The 19035-nt window shown below is 50.8% G+C and carries 17 protein-coding genes; 3 read left to right on the top strand and 14 right to left on the bottom strand.

The window, feature by feature from the left end; all coding sequences use genetic code 11:
* Nucleotides 1-9 precede the first annotated feature (9 nt).
* The 9 genes from ACXAGX_RS09595 to ACXAGX_RS09635 form a co-directional block, all read right to left on the bottom strand.
* The gene (locus ACXAGX_RS09595; RefSeq protein ID WP_474837956.1) at nt 10-1470 is read right to left on the bottom strand and encodes a 2-hydroxymuconic semialdehyde dehydrogenase; all 1461 of its coding nucleotides are present in this window, start codon (nt 1468-1470) and stop codon (nt 10-12) included.
* Nucleotides 1471-1623: 153 nt separating this feature from the next.
* The gene (locus ACXAGX_RS09600; RefSeq protein ID WP_474837958.1) at nt 1624-2682 is read right to left on the bottom strand and encodes a 2Fe-2S iron-sulfur cluster-binding protein; all 1059 of its coding nucleotides are present in this window, start codon (nt 2680-2682) and stop codon (nt 1624-1626) included.
* A 1-nt stretch (nt 2683) separates the two neighbouring features.
* Nucleotides 2684-3043 (bottom strand): phenol hydroxylase subunit P4, encoded by a 360-nt coding sequence (locus ACXAGX_RS09605; RefSeq protein WP_474837960.1) that lies wholly within the window; start codon nt 3041-3043, stop codon nt 2684-2686.
* Nucleotides 3044-3074: 31 nt separating this feature from the next.
* Nucleotides 3075-4607: a YHS domain-containing protein gene (locus tag ACXAGX_RS09610; RefSeq protein ID WP_474837962.1), complete on the bottom strand. Its 1533-nt coding sequence runs from the start codon at nt 4605-4607 to the stop codon at nt 3075-3077.
* Nucleotides 4608-4659: 52 nt separating this feature from the next.
* Complete coding sequence (locus tag ACXAGX_RS09615) at nt 4660-4929, bottom strand: MmoB/DmpM family protein (RefSeq protein ID WP_474837964.1); 270 nt, start codon at nt 4927-4929, stop codon at nt 4660-4662.
* Nucleotides 4929-5936, bottom strand: coding sequence for a ferritin family protein (locus tag ACXAGX_RS09620; protein ID WP_474837966.1), 1008 nt, complete (start codon nt 5934-5936; stop codon nt 4929-4931). The genes ACXAGX_RS09615 and ACXAGX_RS09620 overlap by 1 nt, the downstream gene beginning before the upstream one ends.
* Nucleotides 5937-6023: 87 nt before the next feature.
* Complete coding sequence (locus tag ACXAGX_RS09625; protein ID WP_474837968.1) at nt 6024-6302, bottom strand: phenol hydroxylase subunit; 279 nt, start codon at nt 6300-6302, stop codon at nt 6024-6026.
* Nucleotides 6303-6323: 21 nt separating this feature from the next.
* Complete coding sequence (locus ACXAGX_RS09630; RefSeq protein ID WP_474837970.1) at nt 6324-7253, bottom strand: catechol 2,3-dioxygenase; 930 nt, start codon at nt 7251-7253, stop codon at nt 6324-6326.
* Nucleotides 7254-7660: 407 nt separating this feature from the next.
* Entirely contained in the window at nt 7661-8455 is a 795-nt protein-coding gene (locus ACXAGX_RS09635) for an SDR family NAD(P)-dependent oxidoreductase (protein WP_474837972.1), read from the bottom strand.
* A gap of 86 nt (nt 8456-8541) precedes the next feature.
* Between ACXAGX_RS09635 and ACXAGX_RS09640 the strand changes: the two genes are divergently transcribed.
* Both ACXAGX_RS09640 and ACXAGX_RS09645 read left to right on the top strand, forming a co-directional pair.
* A complete protein-coding gene (locus tag ACXAGX_RS09640) occupies nt 8542-9000 on the top strand; it encodes an FAD-dependent oxidoreductase (protein ID WP_474837974.1) in 459 nt (152 codons plus the stop codon).
* A gap of 117 nt (nt 9001-9117) precedes the next feature.
* Nucleotides 9118-9351 (top strand): hypothetical protein, encoded by a 234-nt coding sequence (locus ACXAGX_RS09645; RefSeq protein ID WP_474837976.1) that lies wholly within the window; start codon nt 9118-9120, stop codon nt 9349-9351.
* A gap of 57 nt (nt 9352-9408) precedes the next feature.
* Here ACXAGX_RS09645 and ACXAGX_RS09650 read toward each other — a convergent pair whose 3' ends face one another.
* The 5 genes from ACXAGX_RS09650 to ACXAGX_RS09670 all read right to left on the bottom strand — a co-directional run bounded on the left by ACXAGX_RS09650 (nt 9409) and on the right by ACXAGX_RS09670 (nt 17830).
* On the bottom strand, nt 9409-11118 hold the full coding sequence (locus tag ACXAGX_RS09650) for a sigma 54-interacting transcriptional regulator (protein WP_474837978.1): 1710 nt from the start codon (nt 11116-11118) through the stop codon (nt 9409-9411).
* Nucleotides 11119-11236: 118 nt separating this feature from the next.
* On the bottom strand, nt 11237-13621 hold the full coding sequence (locus ACXAGX_RS09655; RefSeq protein WP_474837980.1) for an efflux RND transporter permease subunit: 2385 nt from the start codon (nt 13619-13621) through the stop codon (nt 11237-11239).
* Nucleotides 13621-14724, bottom strand: a complete 1104-nt coding sequence (locus ACXAGX_RS09660; RefSeq protein WP_474837982.1) for a WD40/YVTN/BNR-like repeat-containing protein — start codon at nt 14722-14724, stop codon at nt 13621-13623. The genes ACXAGX_RS09655 and ACXAGX_RS09660 overlap by 1 nt, the downstream gene beginning before the upstream one ends.
* Before the next feature lie 76 nt (nt 14725-14800).
* Nucleotides 14801-16153, bottom strand: a complete 1353-nt coding sequence (locus ACXAGX_RS09665; protein ID WP_474837984.1) for a DUF1329 domain-containing protein — start codon at nt 16151-16153, stop codon at nt 14801-14803.
* A 12-nt stretch (nt 16154-16165) separates the two neighbouring features.
* The gene (locus ACXAGX_RS09670) at nt 16166-17830 is read right to left on the bottom strand and encodes a DUF1302 domain-containing protein (protein WP_474837986.1); all 1665 of its coding nucleotides are present in this window, start codon (nt 17828-17830) and stop codon (nt 16166-16168) included.
* Nucleotides 17831-18009: 179 nt separating this feature from the next.
* Between ACXAGX_RS09670 and ACXAGX_RS09675 the strand changes: the two genes are divergently transcribed.
* Complete coding sequence (locus ACXAGX_RS09675) at nt 18010-18909, top strand: LysR family transcriptional regulator (RefSeq protein ID WP_474837988.1); 900 nt, start codon at nt 18010-18012, stop codon at nt 18907-18909.
* The last annotated feature ends 126 nt before the right edge of the window (nt 18910-19035 follow it).

The raw sequence follows: 19035 nt of genomic DNA on the forward strand, positions 1-19035 counted from the left end.
TCAGTCTCCTTACATCTTGATGCAGACGTTGCGCAGCTCGGTATAGAACTCCAGCGAATGCACGCCACCTTCGCGGCCTATACCAGACTGTTTGGTGCCACCGAAAGCGGTGCGCAGATCGCGCAGGAACCATGAGTTCACCCAGCAGATCCCTACATCGATGTTTTCTGCCATGCGATGAGCTACGCCAAGGTTCTGGGTCCAGATGGTGGTGGAGAGGCCATATTCCGTATCATTGGCCAGGTTCACCACTTCCTCTTCACTGTCGAACGGGCGGATATGGCAGCAAGGACCGAATATTTCCTCGCGAATGACGGTGGCATCATCAGACAGGCCGGTCCAGATAGTGGGCTGGATCCAGTTGCCGCCTTTTACGCCGTCTGGCATTTCCGGAATACCACCACCGGTAACCACGGTTGCCCCCTCTTCCACCGCCTTGTTGTAATAAGACAGCACCTTGTCCTGATGCTCCTTACTGATAAGTGGGCCGTAGTTCACACCGGCATCGGTAGGACGGCCAAGGGAAACGGCCTCTGCTTTTTCTTTCAGCGCCTGAACAAATTTCTCGAATATCGGACGCTCTACGTACACACGCTCTGTACCCAGACAAACCTGACCGGTATTCAGGAACGCTGAGCGGAAAATACCCTCGACCGCCTTATCAAAATCACAATCGGCGAAAACGATTCCTGCATTCTTACCGCCCATCTCGAAGGACACGTCCCGTGTACCCTCTGCCGCGGCTTTCATGATGGCGGTACCGGTTCGGGTTTCACCGGTAAAAGTGATGCCGTCAACTTTAGGATGCTGAGTAACAAACTCACCGGCGGAATCCGGACCAAAACCGTTAACCACGTTATACACGCCGGCCGGTACATCCACTTTATTCATCACCTCACCCAGCAGGGTTGCGGTAAGCGGGGTTTCTTCAGAAGGCTTGACCACAACCGTGTTACCACATGCCAGTGCCGGACCCACTTTCCAGGTCATCAGCATAAATGGCGCGTTCCACGGGCTGATAACACCAATAACGCCTTTGGGTTTGCGTACACCATAGTTCAGTGCGCCAGCGCCATCCGGCGTATCCAGACGGAAGCTTTCCGTTGCCACGTTTTTAATGGTATCTGCGAAGATTTTGAAGTTTGCTGCGCCGCGAGGAATGAAGACATGACGCATCACATGCTGAGGCTGACCGGTATCGGCCATTTCGGCTTCCACGAAATCCTCAAAACGGCGGGTAATTTCATCAGCCACCTCATAGAGCATGGTAACACGCTCGTCAGTGGTCATGGCGCCCCACTCCCCATTAAGCGCCTCTTTCGCCGCAAGCACTGCCTCGTTGACGTCTGACTTTCCGGCCTCGGCAACGCTGGCAATGATTTCGCCGGTAACGGGCGATACTTTATCGAAGCGTTTTCCTGAAGCCGCTTCGACAAATTCTCCTCTGATAAAATTCTGAATCTGGCGCATTGTTTTACTCGCTTATTTCACGTTCTTGACGATGATTTTGATAAAATAAATTTACAACTTACTAACACTTGAACCGAGTGTAATCCTGACGCTCTATACCGTCTAATACCATTTAAACCGACTCTTGATACTCTCAAAGTATTAATATTCACTTCAGATATTTTTAAATAGCGGGCTTCTTACCTGTTGGGCATCTGCGGCAGAGATAAATTTCTCGGTGTAGATGTCACGCTCGAATAACCTTCCCTGCATCAGGGTATTTATGCAGGCATCGATCATCAGAGGTGGGCCACAGAGATACGCTTTATGACCGGAGAAATTTCCATCAAAGGCTCGCTGAGCGGCTTCATGCACGAAGCCGGTTTCGCCTTCCCAGTTTCCACTTTTGTTGTCTGACAATGCGGGCACATAGGTAAAGTTCGGATACTTCACTGCCAGCTCAAGAAACTCTTTGTGGTAGTAAAGCTCTTCTTTACTGCGCTGGCCGTAAATCAGGGTGATAGGCAGTTCGCATCCCTCTTCCAGCAGTTCCAGGATCATAGAGCGCGGGCTGGAAAGTCCTGAGCCACCAGCCATAAAAATCATGGGCATTTCAGCTGATTTCTTCACAAAAAACCGGCCATAAGGCCCGGTGAAAGAAATCTCATCTCCCACCTGCAGTTTTTCATGGATATAGGTAGTGGCAGCGCCGCCGGGAACCTGCCGGATATTAAGTTCAATCTCGCCATCCAGTGACGGACTGTTAGCAATGGAAAACGCTCTGCTGCCAATGCCGTCCGGCACATTAAGCTGAATGTACTGACCAGCCTGAAACTCAATGGCATCAGGGTTGTCCAGCTTCAGCCAGATCCCCTTAATGGTAGGCGTGAGATCCTCAATACGGCTCACTACACACTCGTAATCTGCGATAGGCAGGTTGCGGGAATCTTCGTCTTCCTCAATTTCCGCTTCAATGACCAGATCGCTTTCCGGGCGCGCACAGCAGGCCAGACATTTATTCTCCTCACGCTCAAAATCCATCAGCGCAAAGCCGGATGCCTCTCCGTGATCAACCTCACCTTCCAGCACATCAATTTTGCAGGTAGCACACAGCCCGTGCCCGCAGGCATGGGGCAGGTAAATCCCTGCCCGCAGCGCTGCATCCAGAATGGTCTGGTCCTCCTCAACTTCGATGGTCTGACCGAGAGGTTCGATCGTGACTTCATAAGTCATATCAGCTCTCCCCTAAAATCAGCGTCGCCAGTCCGGGGGTGGTAAAACGCATCTGGTCTTTATGACCCAGGCCATTTTCTTCCACGGTTTTATTCATGTCCGGGATCCAGGGCTTGTTGTCTTTCAGCCATTTGATGGCATCCCAGTCGATTTTGTCGAAGTCCGGATCCGGTGACATCAATGGTTTAAGCTGAGCGTCGATAATGTCCCCTAGTTTGTCTTTAGGTGACGCAAACAGCATAAACGGGGCAGCCATCAGCATGTGCTGATCCCAGCAGGCAAACAGCAGATAGTTACCCTGAAAATTTTCCACCGCATCGCGGGGAGCAAATTTGTATTCACCATTAGCTACTACAGACATAATTGTTCTCCTTATTTTCCTGCAATAGGTTTCAGCTGTTTGACGTGGCCTGACGGCGCCACTTGTCAAAGTTCTGCTGATCTTCAGAACCCTGATAGTCACCAGTATCGGTTTCAGGATTCAGCGACACCCACTCCATCCAGGCAGCCAGATCACCGTTCAGCGGCGCCTGCATCAGGCCAGGCATAGGCAGCCAAGACTGAACAAATTTCTCGGGTTCCTGCTCAAACACGTGCTGACAGCCGTCAGAGCAGAAATGATATTTCTCCCCTTCATAAACGGTCTCGCGATGGGCGAGCTGCGTCGGATCATCCGGTTCTGTGTAAAGGCATGGCAGCTGGCAGGTCTGACAGAGTTTCGGTAAACCGAAGTTGTTGTATTCGTTGCCGGCCTCCTTCTGCTTGATGATGTACTCCCAGCGCGGCATGTAGTACTTCTCGAATGTGTCCGGGTATTTCTTCTTCAGCCACTCGAAGTCTTCTGCGGTCGGGATCCAGCTGTGGAAGGCCGTACCGAATTTCCACTGATAGAGACCCAGCATCAACTGGTGAGAGGTATGGTCGATGGATTTCTCCACGTCGTCCCAGTGCATGGGTTTGCGAATGCCGTAGCGGGCCAGATCTTTAAACAGCGCCTCGCCGTTCTCCACGCCATAAATATTCCAGGCTTCACGCCAGGACATCACGCGCTTGGGCAGCATATAGTCCATCATGGTGGCAACCAGGGTCAGCAAACGGCAGCCGCGCCAGAACCACTTATCAATCCACTTCTGCACGATAGGGATATTGTCCGGATCCTGTTCAAGAATGAACTTGATACATTCCAGTCCAAGAGTCATATGACGGGCTTCATCGGACTGAGCAGAGAAACCAAACGTCACCGTTGCCATATCGCCGTTATAGGCGGCACCGGACATGAAAGGTACGAACAGCAGGTTGGTCAGCACGTATTCGAATGAGAAGCCGATGGCGACCAGGAACTCAAAGGGGCCGGAAGACATGGCATCATCGAAGAAACTGCGCGGCACGGAGGTGTACCAGATACGATCACGTTGTTCAGCGAAGGAGGCAAAGCCATTGTAGAACTTGTTATAGTTCGACATGGCGTGAACCTGAGTCTGGGCGTGACGAATCTCGTCAATGGCCTGCATCTGACAGGCTACCTGCGGACCAACTCCGGCAAACTCTCGTCCCACACGGGCAAAACCACGATGCGCCGCATACTCACCCGGACTGATGCCCTGCAGAAACAGTTTCAGCGCGGTCAGATAACGGGCATCCGTAATATTGAGGTGGCCATTATTTTGCGCGTGAGCATCAATAATCGCGTAGTATTTCCGCTCTTTTTCTGCCTGATATTTCCAGTAGGAATCCATGGTCATGCGGAACGGATCTTCCCACTTCGACCAGTCATGAATCTTAATGCCCTCATAATCCACATAAGGGAAAATTTCTTTTTTGGTGCGATAGCTCGGTTCCCAGGCCAGATCCCGGGTCATCATGCGATACTTTTCTTTGATGCTGAGTTTTTTAGGTTTCTTCTGAATATCCATTACTCTCTCCAAAATTTTGCAGCCGAAGCGGCCTCGCTGTTCACCGACAGCGACTTGAATTTATCTAGCTATTCCAGGTTAAGGTCAGGCTGTCTTCGTCTTCATCAACGTTGCCACTTAGCGTGACGAGGTTGATGCCGATTTCCTGCATATCGAATTCGCGGCCTACCTGTTCTTCGATGGTTTCCCGTTTAATCACTAAGTGATTAGGGCGCACCACTTTCACCATGGCCGGCTCCTGCACCACTTCGGCGTCAGGGTTGTCGATTTCGATGGCTTCGACGATGGGACGGGTGTCCTCGTTGGCCTGTAAAATGATGAACACGTTAGACATCAGGCTTTCTCCTGTTTGAACAGGCCAAGCTTGCGGGCGCGGGCCATCATGGCTTCGTGTACAGTGGCGACTTCCTGATCCGCTTCACTGCCTTCCAGAACAAGACCAGCCACAGGGATCAGCACAGAAGAAACATGAGAAGAATAGGAATCGATCCAGTTTTCGAGGTGAGCACGATTGGCATCAGATTCCGCTGCCATGGTTTTAACCATGGCATCGACCCAGCGGGCAGATTCGGAATACCAGCTGCTCATGAACTGAGTCAGAATAGAGAGCCCTGAGCCGCCTTCTTCAACCATCAATTCATCAACAAGGCGAAGGTACACCAGCGGGTACAGCAAGCCATCTAGGACAAAATTCTGTTTAACAAACAGCTCTACCGGATCACGCACCACCAGCAGGTCTTCCATAGTGCGGCGAAGTGGCTGCCAGGCATCCGCTTCCATCCAGTCTATTTTTGCCCCTTCCAGGGCCACCACGTCATCCAGCATCAGACCAATACGAGAAAGGTACTGGGCGATACCGAGGTTATCCATAGCATGGTACATACACGCCTGAGTAAAAATGGCACCGTAACCATAGCCGCAAACAAAGGTATTGTTCTGGTTTGCTCCCCAGGCCACATGCCGCAGTGGAAGTAGCACTTTCTGGGCATCATCCCGTACATTGTCCGGGAGGTTCTCAATCAGTTTCAGGGTTTCTACTGTGGAGAAGTTAGACTCCATGGTTTCCTGTTTTTTTGCCCGGTTGAGGGTGTAAGTGCTGTAGTAAAACTGACGGGGATCTTTCAAATCGTACCAGTCGTTCATGCGAATCTTGCTGAGTTCCGCATCATACAACTGCTGCTCTGGTGCCCAGGTAGGACGATAATGCAGGTTTTCACACGCCTGCAGATCGTAACTGGCTTCCTGATAACGGGACGGAATCTTGTTGCCGAACCGCTTCTGTAAATGAGTAAAAGTAGTGTTTTTCGGTGTAATGCTTACCGTTTGTACATCTATTTGCATCTCGGTTTACTCCGGATAAGTGATTAATAGTGACAGACGCCGGCTCGCGCCACTTGCCACCTCTCCCTTTGCGATAATTTTTCTGTGTCAGGCGTCTCTGAAATGATGGGTGGCGTCATGCAGACGCCAGTCCCAGGGTGACACTTCTGCGTTTCCCGACTCGTTATCAGTCCTCAGGAAAGCAACCTGTTGCTGCCGGCAAAATGCGTTGAAGTCATCTTCCTTCAGGACCATTTCCAGAAACACTTCCGGCTCCCCCATACTGAAATCAAACTCAATAAAGCCGTCTTCCCGTTTGCCTGTTACACGCACCCACTGACGGGTGATATCAAACTGGTCAGGGCTTGCCGCAATACTCTCGTTCATAACTGACTCCTGTACTGGCGCTTAGCTGACAACAGTGAGGAAGCTTTCGTGCAGCTTGCGCTGGGGGTAATCCAGGCCCTGGGCAAAGTTATCCCAGGTCCAGGTGAGGGTTTCGTAGTCAGGATAAGGATGATAGCCGCCCATGAAGGTCTCGAAGCGGTTACCCGAAGGGTCAAAGGCATAGATGGTACAACCGCGGGTGATACCGTGTCGGGTCGGGCCGATATCTACCGCGACATCGTTCATGGACATGATGTCGCCAGCTCTCAGTACCCGCTCCCAACTTTCCATTAAGAATGAACAGTGGTGTAATTTGCCCGGTTCAGGGTATTCCACGAAAGCAATATCATGGACTTTATGAGAACAGGACAGCCAGATACCCGCCTCTGTTTTGCCGTCTTCACCGATCACGCGCTCAACAAGATAGAAGCCGAGCACATCGCAGAAAATCTTTTTCACCTCGGCAATGTTAGGGCCGTACAGCAGCGCATGGTCAAGGCGAACCGGTGCGATACCCCGCTCGCTGTCTTCATACCAGGGAGCAGGGTTCTCCATAGACATCCCGTTCCCCACAGAGGTTTTCTCTGCGTAGAGTTCAAACTCATGACCAGATGGCAGCGTGAAGCGTACACGCTCACCGGTTTCCATCAGGTCGCCGGCCTCAATGCGGCGGGTCTCCACGCCGTAATCGTTTAAATCTTTTTCCAGCTTATCCAGTGTGTCGTTATCCAGTACCTTGAAGCCGATAAAATCGACACCGGCTTGTTCTGCTTCACGGATAATGTAACTGCTGTGATCACGCTCATCCCAGCATTTGAAATAGACCCGCCCCATATCGTCACGACCGGTTTCAACCAGGCCCATAACATCACGATAAAACTTAATCGACTCTTCCAGATCCAGTACCCGTACCACTGCGTGTCCCGGACGTAATACCCCTGTCATCGCCATAATTATTCTCCGTTATTGATAAAACAGTACTTACAAATGCAACAATTTATTAACCAATATCAGGATGCGTGCCACGTTTTCATGACATTGTTTTTATTGAATTAATTAAAATCAGACAATTAGAATAAACAGGAAGCTTTAACTTTTTCTTTACGTAAATGTCAGGCTGTCAGCGTGCCTGACAAAATTGTAAAGCCAGGGGCGTTTTATTCAGTAGTCAGAAATACGATGAGGCAAGAATGGTATTGGGTTGGCTTGCACACTGGCTGAAGTTGGTAAGAAGTCGAAATGGACGGAGGCACTTGAAGTAGAAGAGATAAAAGTGAAGTGAGTGATGCATCCCGGGCAGGAAAACGAGTAGCCTGTGGTCTGTCGGCATTTTTCCGACAGACACACATTAACCTTAGTTACATGATGAAATCGACGATTCCACCATCAACGCGCAAGGCGCTGCCTGTGGTAGCTGAGGCCTGCTCTGAACAGGTATATACAATCATATTCGCTACTTCCTCGGTACTGGCAAAGCGACGCGTGATCGAAGAGGGGCGATTTTCCGTTACGAACTGCTTGCCTGCCTCATCCACGCTGATATCACGTTCGCTGGCAATATCCTGCAGAATACTTTCAGCGCCTTCACTAAGCGTTGGTCCGGGCAATACGGCATTCACTGTAACACCTGTTTCAGCCATACGTTTAGCAAGTCCACGGGATAAGCCAAGAATTGCAGATTTCGACGTGCCATACTGAATCATTTCCACCGGAATATTTATCGCCGACTCTGAGGCAACAAATAAAATCCGCCCCCATTTCTGCTCAGCCATGGCAGGGGCATAGTGGCGGGAAAGGCGCACTGCAGACATTACATTCACATCATAATACTGCTGCCATTCCTCATCGCTGATTTCAAAAAAATCCGTGGCACCATAAATGCCCACATTGTTAATCAGAATATCGCAGGAAGGAACTTTATCGGTAAGCACTTTGCAGCCTTCAGCCGTGCCCAAATCCGCCGCCACTCCGGTGATATCTGCTTCCTGAAATCTTGATTTAAGGTTTTCTACGGCCTCATTGACGCTTTGTTCTGTTCGTCCTGTGAGGAAGACTTTTGCTCCGGCATTTGCCAGCATTGATGCTGTTGCCAGACCAATCCCTTTCGTAGAACCTGTGACGATAGCGGTTTTTCCTGAAAATTCGATTTGCATAATAGTCTCCTGTATCTGCAACAATGAATCAGGTCTGACTCAGTGTTTTCGGTTAAATCTTTACCGACCTGAAGCCAGACGTTCTTGTGATACAAAGTATCGCTATTTTCTATGCCTCTTTGCTTGTACTTAATACGGATATAACAATCGAAAAATTAGACAATGAGCAAATGGCCTCACTGACAGGTGTCAAAACCATTGCGGTACTGGGTTGTGGTGCTATTGGCCTGACTACCGCTATTCAGGCTCAGCGTAAAGGGATAAAAGTGACTATTTATGCCAAAGAACGGCCGCCTTACGTACGATCCTCTTTTGCCACTGGCATCTGGTCACCAGATTCCCGCATCATTTCTGCTGCCTACGCGCAGCCTTTTGCCAGCATCTGGGAGCAGATGGCGCGAACATCCTTCAGAAAATATCAGACCCTGCTTGGCCTACACGGCAACCCGGTAGAATGGGCAAGAATGTTTCAGCTCTCCGATACTCCTTTCGAAACTAAAGGTCATCACGGGGCTCACGGAGGTGTTTCTCTCCGGAGGCGGTGATATCGTGTATCGGGAGCTGAAGGAGAAGCAGGACTTCAGTAACTTTGAAGAAAAACCATCATCAACTGCACCGGTTACGGTGCCAGGGCGCTTCTGGCTGATGACAGTATCCTGCCAGTGCGCGGACAGACATGTAAGTTAATTCCTCAGCCCGAGGTCACTTACGGCGTACAATACTTTTCCAAGAAAGTGTCCTTCTATCCGCGCAGAGATGGGTTGCTGGTGCAGACCGGTGCAGAGAATGATTTCGGAAATCCTCATGCCGTCATCGACCCGGGTGAATCCATTGGTGCGGTAGAACGTCTGGCGGAAGTTATGGCAGGTATGAAACATCGCCGTGCAAGAGGTTAGCTGGCGAAAACTTTAACAATGAACAGGCCAGAAAGTTTATGCTTTCCGGCCACTTTTTTAGCGACTTTTCTCATTAATCCGATAGGCAAGTTGTCGCCGGGTCACACCCAGATACTGGGCGGCGTGAGTCAGGTTGCCATCGGCTTTGCGAACCGCCGCCTCAAACAGCTGCTGTTCGTGCTGGGCCATGTCGAACTGTCCGTCTTCCAGCAGACGGTCATAGAAACCTTCATTAAACTCCGGCGATTTATCTACCGCTGTGATATTGCCGCTCTGTGAAACCGTATCAGGCCCGTCGAGCTTTTCCTGCACCGCGTCCGGTACCGCGACGAACAGAGACTCCACCTCGATCTGTTCCCCCTCCCCCGTCAGCAGCACGCCTCGCTCGATGACGTTTTCCAGTTCTCGCACATTACCCGGCCAGTCGTGCGCGGATAAAGCCTGCACAGCCCGCTCTGAAAATCCATTGAGCGTTTTCTGATAAATTCCTGAGAATTTATCTACCATAAATGCGGCCAGCATTATGATATCTGCCAGGCGCTCACGGAGAGGCGGTATACTCACCGGATAAGTGGCAATACGGTAATAAAGATCGGCCCTGAAGCGACTTTCTTTGATGGCATTCTGCAAGTCCACATTAGTGGCAGCTACAAGCCTCACGTTGACTCTGCGAACCACATCATCACCGAGTCGCTCCACTTCACCGGTTTGAAGTACCCGCAGGAGTTTAACCTGCGCTGATAACGGCAAATCACCAAGTTCATCGAGAAATAATGTACCACCGTCAGCCCGTTCAAACCGACCTGGCCGGGAATCCTGTGCCCCCGTATACGCGCCCTTTTTTACACCAAACAGTTCTGACTCAATCAGTTCATCAGGAATTGCCCCGCAGTTAACCGCAATGAAGGGGGCATCTTTTCTGGGACTGTGCTCGTGCAACCAGCGGGCAAACACCTCTTTACCCACTCCGGTCTCACCCAGCAACAGCACATTGATGGGGGTATCAGCAGCACGCTTCAGCAAATTCAGGGCATTGGTAAACTGAGGCGACGCGCCAACCAGGCCGTCAGTATCGTGACGGACCTTACGTTTTCCCCTCAGCTGGTTCAGTTCATCTTCGATAGCACGGAACGACGGTTCAAGTGGTGCATCACGAAATAAGTCTACGTAGGCCTCGTCATCCCAGCAGTCAGCAGGTTTACCGATAAACTTGCAGTGAGCCTCGCCCTTACACATGCATTCTGTTTCTTTGAATACAATAAAACGACGAAAGAAGCGGCTGGTATACCCTGATGCATAACCGATAATTGTCCAGCAACTTGCTTCGCTACTCAGCCCCATAGATTGCAAGTGCGCTTCTGCTTCCCAGGAGTTTTCTACCATGACCTCTCCGAAGAAACGGCCGTCTTTCCAGTCAATATCATAGTCGGTAATGTGAGAACGTACCTGCCCCTCAAAAGCGTGCATTTCGGGACCCAGACTGAACACATCATAGTCTGGCTTTTCATTGGCCATTTTATGCGCCAGATCTGCATCCTGCTCGCCGGCCACATAGCCCATACGAATAAGAATGCGTTTAGCAGAATCACTGTCGAGGGTATCGAAAAGCTTTGCCCGCATCTCCATCATGGCTTTGGCATGAAAAAGCAGGAGACGGTTTTCACCAAGCCAGATCTTACCCGTCTCCTGATTGAACCGGAGTTTCGAGCGCAAATCGAACTTATCTACTAACGCCTTTTCTTTCTCAATATGATGTTCTGCTATCATGATTCTGGTCCACTCAGTAAAAATCGTGAAACATGCATGGAGGTCTTTCGACCTCCATCATAAGGTGAATCCTCACCCTTGTGTTACTATTTTGTTAAATTTTACTTTCTTATATCGATTATGCCTTTTGTTCTTTTAGAAAAAAGTGACCCAGCGCTGGCAGCAGAATTAGTGCTCCCAGCATGTTCCAGATGAACATGAAGGCCAGCAGAATTCCCATATCGGCCTGGAACTTAATGGGTGAAAGCACCCAGGTAGCAACCGCAATACCCAGCGTGATACCGGTAAGTACCACCACCTTGCCGGTAAACAACAATGCATCGTAATAGGCATCAGACAGGTTAGCCCCTTCGCTAAGACGGGTTTTAACTACCGTCAGTATATAAAGCGCATAATCCACCCCGATCCCCACGCCCAGGGCAATTACCGGCAGTGTCGCCACTTTAACGCCGATATTGAGCCATACCATCAGAGCCTGACAGAGCACAGACGTCAGCATCAGCGGTAATACAGCACACAGCACTGCACGCCACGAGCGGAAGGTTAGGAATGCCAGCAGAATGACAGCGGCATAAACATACAGCAGCATCTGGGTATTGGCTTTTTCCACCACGATATTGGTGGCGGCTTCTATGCCCGCATTGCCAGCCGCATTGAGAAAGGTAATGTCGTCACTATTATGCTCAGCGGCGAAGGCTTCGACAGTGTTCACCACATCATTCAGGGTGTCAGATTTATGGTCCTGCAGATAGGCGAAAATGGTCAGCAAGTCGCAGTTCTGATTAAACATTTCCCGGGGAGCCCGGGTAATGATGGCATTGAGCATGCCCTGTGAAGGCGGGATGCCGTACCATTTCAGATTCCCCTCGTTCATACCGGCATTCGCTACTTTGGCAAGACCTGCCAGGGATGATGTGGTCACTACTCCCGGAAGCTGACGCAGCGATTGTTCCAAAGCATCCACATCCATCAGGGTGCTGTAGTGGGCACAGGCGTACTGACCGGTTTTCACCATCACCACATATACATCACTGCTGGTGGCGTAGTGGGACGTGATATAGGCATTATCGAGGTTGTAACGGGAATCCGGGCGAAGCTCTGGCGCGCCCTGATCGGTATCACCGATTTTTACCTGCGAACCGATGATGACACCACCTAGCCCCAGTACCAGTGCAGCGATAACCGTAACCGTTGCGACACCACGGCGGGTGAATAAATCCAGGAAAGCCCACAACGGATGTTTGGTATGGTTGATGTCTTTCGCATCACGCTGTTCCGCTTTCACACTGCGGGCAGCGGCACTGGCAGACACCCCGGTATAGGAAAGCAATACCGGTAACAGAATGAGATTGGTAAATATGAGTACTGCCACGCCGATACTGGCGGTGACGGCCAGATCCTGAATCACCGGGATATCAATCACCATCAAAACGGCAAATCCTACAGCGTCAGAAACCAGCGCCGTAATACCAGCCACAAATAGCCGACGGAAGGTATAGCGTGCTGCCAGCAGCTTATGAATTCCGCGACCAATGTCCTGCATGATGCCATTCATTTTCTGGGCACCGTGGCTCATACCGATAGCGAACACCAGAAACGGAACCAGAATAGAGTATGGATCCAGCTCGTAGCCAAGCGTTGGCAACAGGCCAAGCAACCAGACTACCGCCACCAGAGAACACACCACCACCAGCAGCGTACTTCGGATACAGCGGGTATAGATAAAGAGCACTATTGTGCAGATGCCAATTGTAATCGCGAAGAACACCAGCACCTGCTGCAGGCCGTCGATGAGGTCTCCCACCACCTTGGCAAAACCGGTAATGTGGATCTTAATGCCGTTTTGCTGATACTTGTCACGTACCGATTCGAGATAGCCGGAAAGCTCATGATAATCAATCTGCTCGCCGTCCTGATTGGTTTCCCTGAGCGGAAGCAGAATAATGCTGGATGTGTAATCAGACGCCACCAGCTGACCTACCTCGCCGGAACGCTCCACGTTGAGGCGCACCTGATCCAGGCTGGTTACCGAGCCATCGTAATTGTCAGGAATGACCGGCCCACCATCCAGCCCCTCCTCGGTAACACCCGTCCAGCGGACTGACGGTGCCCAGAGAGATTTCATAAACGGCCGCTCAACACCGGGCATCAGGAATAATTCGTCATTGAGCTGTCGCAGAGTTTCCAGATAGTCAGCATCAAAGATGGTGCCGTTCTCATTTTCTACCGCAATTCTTAGGGCGTTACTGGTATCAGCCAGCTGTTTACTGTTTTCCAGAAAATTCACGATATAAGGGTGATTGCCGGGGATCATTTTCTGAAAGCCAGCACTTAATTCCAGGCGTGCCGACTGATAGGCCAGTACCGCCGTCACCACCAGACACAACAGGATGATCAGCGGACGGAAATTAAAGATAGCTCTTTCCAGCAGACGGCCTGATCCGGTGTCAAAATCTTCCAGGTTTCGGATCAGTGTTTCCTCTCTGGTGTGTTGTGCACTCATCAACGACTACCTCCCTGCACAAGGTTTTCCAGTTTCAGTACGTGCGTGCCGCGGGATGTACTCACGGCAAAGCCGCTGTCTGTTGCAATGAAATCTGTGATGCCACCAAATGGTGTTTGCCCGAGCAGGTCAAAGTGCGCACCGTTATCTGCCGAGCGATAAATCTGCCCGCTTTGATCAGCCAGTAAGATAGTATCGTCAGGCGAAACAACTCCGCTGGTCAGCGTCACTTCCATGCCGGTATCGATATGCTGCCATGCTCTGCCATCGGCGGGTTGCAGCCAGATATTACCGCGCAGTCCGTAGAGCAGCGTTGCGCCATTTTCCAGCAACAAACCATCAAAATAACTGCCGATGTAGGGCGTATTCACCCGCTTAAAAGCTTTACCACTATCATCAGATGCAAACACGGCTGCCCGCTCACCGATAATCAGAAGTTCATTGCCCTTCTCCAGGACCTGATAAAGATGGCTCCCCATGTCGTTGGGCAATCGTCCGATAATGGAATACCAGTGTTGTCCACCATCATCCGTCGCCAGCGCAAGACCATACGCGCCCACGGCCCAGCCGCGTTTGTCATTGGCAAAATGAATAGCCAGCAGAGGCTTGTCAGCCCCTTCCTTGACCAGGTAACCGGCATTTCTTTTAGCGTCTTCGCCGGCTTCTTCGTCGTTTTCTATCATTTTCAGTGCTTCAGCCATGGCAAGTTCCGCAGCTTCTGCACCGTTAAGCTGGGCTTCCCAGGTCTCTCCGCCATCCACGGTATGGATGATTATGCCACTGTGCCCGGCGGCCCAGCCGTTGTTTTCATCGGCAAAGCTTACCGAGGTTAGGGTGACCGAAACCGGCACTTTTTCGGCCTGACGCCAGCTTTCGCCGTTATCATCTGACAGCAGTACCACGCCCCGCTCACCTACTGATACCAGCCTTGAGCCGGCGTTGTCCAATGCAAGTTGCAGGCTCTGCAGACTGATTTTGTTGCGCTTGGCATCCGACGTCAGCACCTGCTTTAAGGTATCGCTCATTGGCTTTTCTGCAGCGCTGGCAGCAGTCAACGTCAGACCGGAAACAAAAAATCCAAGACCGCATACAAGAGATTTCATTACTCGTTTCATGTGAGGCAATTTCCGTAAAGTCTCAAACCGATAAAAGAGGAGCTCACGCCCCTCCTCCGCACGACTATCTCACCGCATCTGCAGCTACGGCGTCACCAGTGAAGTAAGTTTCAGGCTTGGCATCTACCACGTGAAAACTTTCACCGTTCAGTGACTGAATCACACTCATGGTTTTTGCCTGCAGGTTGAATACGGTGGCAGTTTTAATCAATACCGCCGGTACGGCAGGCACCACAAAGGGAGTCAGCTGAGAGGTTCTCCACAAGTTGCCCTCGGCGTCGTAACCGTCTATCAGCAGAATCACCCAGGAGTCCTCGTCGATGTAATAGGTGCGCTTGGGTACGGCGTGACGACTACCTTCAGCGACATTTGCCTCTACCACCCACACGCGGTGCTTCTCCCAGCGTACGTGCTCCGGGTTGAGGTGGTACTCACTGATGGCTTCGTCTGCCGAAGGCTTGATAAATCCGTTGTCGTTGTACGGTACCAGCATTTCCTGCTTGCCCTTCAGCGTCCAGGTAAAGCGGTCAATGTGTCCTAACAGGCCCTGTACCTCATCGAAGTAGTTCGCGCCGGAGGCCACGAAGTCAGGCGTATCGTAAGCAACGGTAGGAGCACGACGAACACGTCGCTGTCCGAGCAGGTATTGCCAGGCTTTACGGGGGTTGTCAGCGTCGATGCTGTCGCGGATCACCAGAGATTCACCGGCTTTAAATGGTGGCTCCATGGTGTTGAAACGGAACATGGAATATTCCCCGTTCCAGTCATCCGGATCCGCATCTCTGTAATAAGGCGGGTACTGGAAGGCAATTTCGTTACGGGTAGCAAGAGTATGGGAGCCGTCAGCATTCCCAACCACATTCTTAAACGTGTATTCGATGGAAGGGGCTTCTACCCGTAGCAGAAAATTCCACATTACCTCGTTGCCATTTTCCGGAATGGGGAATGGGATACCGCCGATACAGCCATCGATGCTGTAGCCGTTTTCGGTGAGCTCGCACTGGGTGGCATTACGTTTGGTGCCCTCAATAACATACTCGGGCGCCGTTGCCGTGCGGTGGGTTGGATAGACATTCACATAAAATGTATCCGGGTACTTTTTCATCAGGGCTATCGTGCCCTTGCTGAGCTGGTCTTTGTATTGCTCATAGTTGTTAATGTCTACCTTATAAAGCGGTTTCTCGTCAGCAAACAAATCCAGCGGGATGTCACCGGCATGGTCGCCCGCCACGTTATCTTTGATACCGCCTGTCCAGGCAGGGATTGAGCCATCGGCGTTGGCGGCCATTTCTCCACCCAATGGCGTTAAGGTGTCACCCAGTTTTGCCGCGTCGGCGTCACTGGCTTTTGCCAGTGCCAGCGGAGATAAACTCAGCGCCAGCGCGGCAGCAATTCCGGTTTTGATCATAGCTTTCATATGGTTATTCCTTTAGAAAGTGCGTTGAATCGAAAATGAGATGAAGTCACGGTCGCCGTGGAAATTCTTGTAGGACAGCATAGGAACTTCAGTGTCGTACTGGATTACAGAGCCGGCGTCACCGATATATTTGGTAAAGCTCACACCAAAGCGCCAGATACGGTTGTAGTCCCCTTTCACCCCAAGGCTCACGTTACCGCCGTGCTCAGCCGGAAAAAGTACGCCATTAACAGACGAACGACCGGACAGGCCATATCCCATAGCGATGGGCACCTGAAGATCGAGCCCCGGCATAACCTGAAAGTATTCCGGCGAGAACACGAACTGCACGGCGCTGGCATCACGGGTTGCCAGTGGATCCAGCTGATCGGCATTTTCAGAAATGTTAAGTCGACGGTTAAAAGCAAACTCACCCACAAAACTCGCGGCATCCCAAACGCTGCTTTCATTTAAAATGGTGATAGCCGAGGCGTTAAAATGGAAAGTATCGCCACGGGGGAAAGCGGAATTATTACCACCATCGGAGACAGTATCTCCGGGAAGGATGACGGTATTACCGATGGCTACCAGTGGCATGTCGGTGCGCAGTGACATCTCTGCTGCTACGTTGGTTTCCCCCACCAGGGTACTGACACTCATGCCGTAAAGTTTGATATCTTCACCGTACACCTGCACGTAGTCGCCGATGCCACCTTCAGTGACATTTACACCCGGACGGACATAGAACTGAGGCAGTTTTTCATGGAAGTTCGCGTGGTAGAAACCCACTTCGTAATCATTAATTTTGTAGCGGATCTGCAGACCGTACTGGCCGCTTTCCTCAGGCGTGATGTCATCGCCGCGAAAGGCAACCACGCCGGGGCCGAGGATCAGCGACTCACCACCTTTATCTACGAAATCTGCAAAGCTGAAATAGCTCCCGGCTGCCGGCAGGCGGCTTCGACGCCATTCCACCTGATAGTAAGCCGCCAGTGTCAGCTTAGAGTTCCACTGTAACTGGCCGGCCAGCTGCGCTGTGGGGCGTGCCACTTCTTTAAATTCAGAATTTGGAACGGAAAGCGCCCGGGCCAGATCCAGAGAGGTCATGGCACCGGCCATAGCATTCGAGCCGAAGAAAAGCGATTCACCATACAATTGAGTAAAGCGACCGGCCTTCAGGTTCAGTGCTTTTTTCCCCGGAGTGAAACTGCCGTATACAAAGGCATCCAGCAGTTCGGCGTACTGCCCGTGCAAACCTTCCGTTTCTGCCGTAAATTCATTCGGGCCGACCGATACAGAGTTAACCAATGCGCCACCGAGTTCAGCGGGGTTGTCATTGGACTCGTGATAGACAGAGTCGTACCAGGCAGCAGCACTAAAACGCACGCCGTAATTACGTTTGTACCTGAGGTCGAATTCAGACAGTAAATCTATCCGGTTCGACACCAGACCTTTATCAAAATTAAGGTCGCCATCATTAGTATTAGCCTGAGGGCCAATTGAACTATCGGCCACTTTTGCGTCAGGGTCGGTAACCCGGAAAGACGCACTGTACTTAACCGTGTTGTCCCAGCGGATACGCAGATTCGGATTGCTGGTATCGATGGTTGTGGCGTTGGCGACATGACTGACGCCAAGACCTAAGAGAACGGCAACTGACAGGGTTTTTAATGCAGATTTTTTATTATTTTCTTTCATCCATTTCTCCTCCATAGTGTGTTTCCTCGCTGTTTGCACTATGCCCGGACCAATCACGACAGATTGCTCTGCCATGTGTTGTGAATGAAATGTATAATCGCTGTTAATTACCTTCCAATACTATTGACAGCCCGCTTTGATACCTTCAGGGTATTAAGAAAGTGTTAACAGGAGTGTTTATGGACGTGCGCCAGTTGCGGTACTTTGTGGCAGTTGCCGAGGAAAAAAACATCGGGAGGGCTGCAAAAAGGCTGTTTATTTCTCAACCTCCGCTGACCCGTCAAATCCAGCAACTGGAGCAGGATCTAGGTGTTCAACTCTTTGATCGTACGTCAAAAGGGGTGGAACTGACTCAAGCAGGCAAACTGTTCCTTACTGAAAGTAAGAATATACTTAGTCTGATGGAGCTGGCTCAGGAGCGAACCCGCAGAGCAGGTCAGGGATTAATGGGCCGACTGGATGTAGCGGTATTCGGTTCAGGTATTCTTAAAACCATTCCTGAAATATTGCAACAATTCAAACAACAATACCCGGAAGTACATGTTGTATTGCACTCAATGAACAAGGGAGAACAAATCGAAGCACTTCGACAAAAGCGAATATCTCTGGGTTTTAATCGTATGCTACCGCCGCTCAGCGATATAGACTCAATACAGATCCTGCGGGAAAACCTTATGGTAGCGCTTCACCAGAGCCACCCTCTTGCCGCGCATTCCAGCATCGACCTGGCCTCATTGGCAGGGGAACCTTTAATCGTTTTTCCTAACAGTTCTCGTCCAAACTTTGTTGATTTAGTCGTACGTATTTTTCAGGAAGGCGGTGTGAATATGAATATCGCACAGGTTATGAACGATGCTGTAGCCGGCGTTGCACTTGTATCCGGCGGCTTCGGTGTATGCCTTGTTCCCACTTCCACTACCAGCATGTCTATGCCTGGGGTGGTCTACAGGCCGCTAAATCATTTGCCGGAAAATGCCACACTGGATTTAAGTTGCGTTTACCTTAAAGACAACCATTCCCCGCTGTTAAGTTCTTTTCTTTCCGTTGTGCATGATTACAAGAGTCACATCGCAGAGTAAACAGACTGCCCGGGTCAGACCAGACATTTTTGTCGGGCAGATAAATTGCCTGACAAAAATGACAAGATATCGGGTTACTCACACTTTTCAGCGGCTTTCTGCCCCAGCAGGCCAATGGAATATGTG

The sequence above is a fragment of the Alteromonas sp. ABV4_515 genome, from assembly GCF_056160345.1.

Bases quoted from the DNA above. Each gene is read 5' to 3' on its own strand.
- ACXAGX_RS09650 (WP_474837978.1), bottom strand. From the start codon at position 11,118: ATGATAGCAGAACATCATATTGAGAAAGAAAAGGCGTTAGTAGATAAG.
- ACXAGX_RS09660 (WP_474837982.1), bottom strand. From the start codon at position 14,724: ATGAAATCTCTTGTATGCGGTCTTGGATTTTTTGTTTCCGGTCTGACG.
- ACXAGX_RS09615 (WP_474837964.1), bottom strand. From the start codon at position 4,929: ATGTCTAACGTGTTCATCATTTTACAGGCCAACGAGGACACCCGTCCC.
- ACXAGX_RS09670 (WP_474837986.1), bottom strand. From the start codon at position 17,830: ATGAAAGAAAATAATAAAAAATCTGCATTAAAAACCCTGTCAGTTGCC.
- ACXAGX_RS09630 (WP_474837970.1), bottom strand. From the start codon at position 7,253: ATGGCGATGACAGGGGTATTACGTCCGGGACACGCAGTGGTACGGGTA.
- ACXAGX_RS09675 (WP_474837988.1), top strand. From the start codon at position 18,010: ATGGACGTGCGCCAGTTGCGGTACTTTGTGGCAGTTGCCGAGGAAAAA.
- ACXAGX_RS09665 (WP_474837984.1), bottom strand. From the start codon at position 16,153: ATGAAAGCTATGATCAAAACCGGAATTGCTGCCGCGCTGGCGCTGAGT.
- ACXAGX_RS09635 (WP_474837972.1), bottom strand. From the start codon at position 8,455: ATGCAAATCGAATTTTCAGGAAAAACCGCTATCGTCACAGGTTCTACG.
- ACXAGX_RS09595 (WP_474837956.1), bottom strand. From the start codon at position 1,470: ATGCGCCAGATTCAGAATTTTATCAGAGGAGAATTTGTCGAAGCGGCT.
- ACXAGX_RS09620 (WP_474837966.1), bottom strand. From the start codon at position 5,936: ATGCAAATAGATGTACAAACGGTAAGCATTACACCGAAAAACACTACT.
- ACXAGX_RS09625 (WP_474837968.1), bottom strand. From the start codon at position 6,302: ATGAACGAGAGTATTGCGGCAAGCCCTGACCAGTTTGATATCACCCGT.
- ACXAGX_RS09605 (WP_474837960.1), bottom strand. From the start codon at position 3,043: ATGTCTGTAGTAGCTAATGGTGAATACAAATTTGCTCCCCGCGATGCG.
- ACXAGX_RS09600 (WP_474837958.1), bottom strand. From the start codon at position 2,682: ATGACTTATGAAGTCACGATCGAACCTCTCGGTCAGACCATCGAAGTT.
- ACXAGX_RS09655 (WP_474837980.1), bottom strand. From the start codon at position 13,621: ATGAGTGCACAACACACCAGAGAGGAAACACTGATCCGAAACCTGGAA.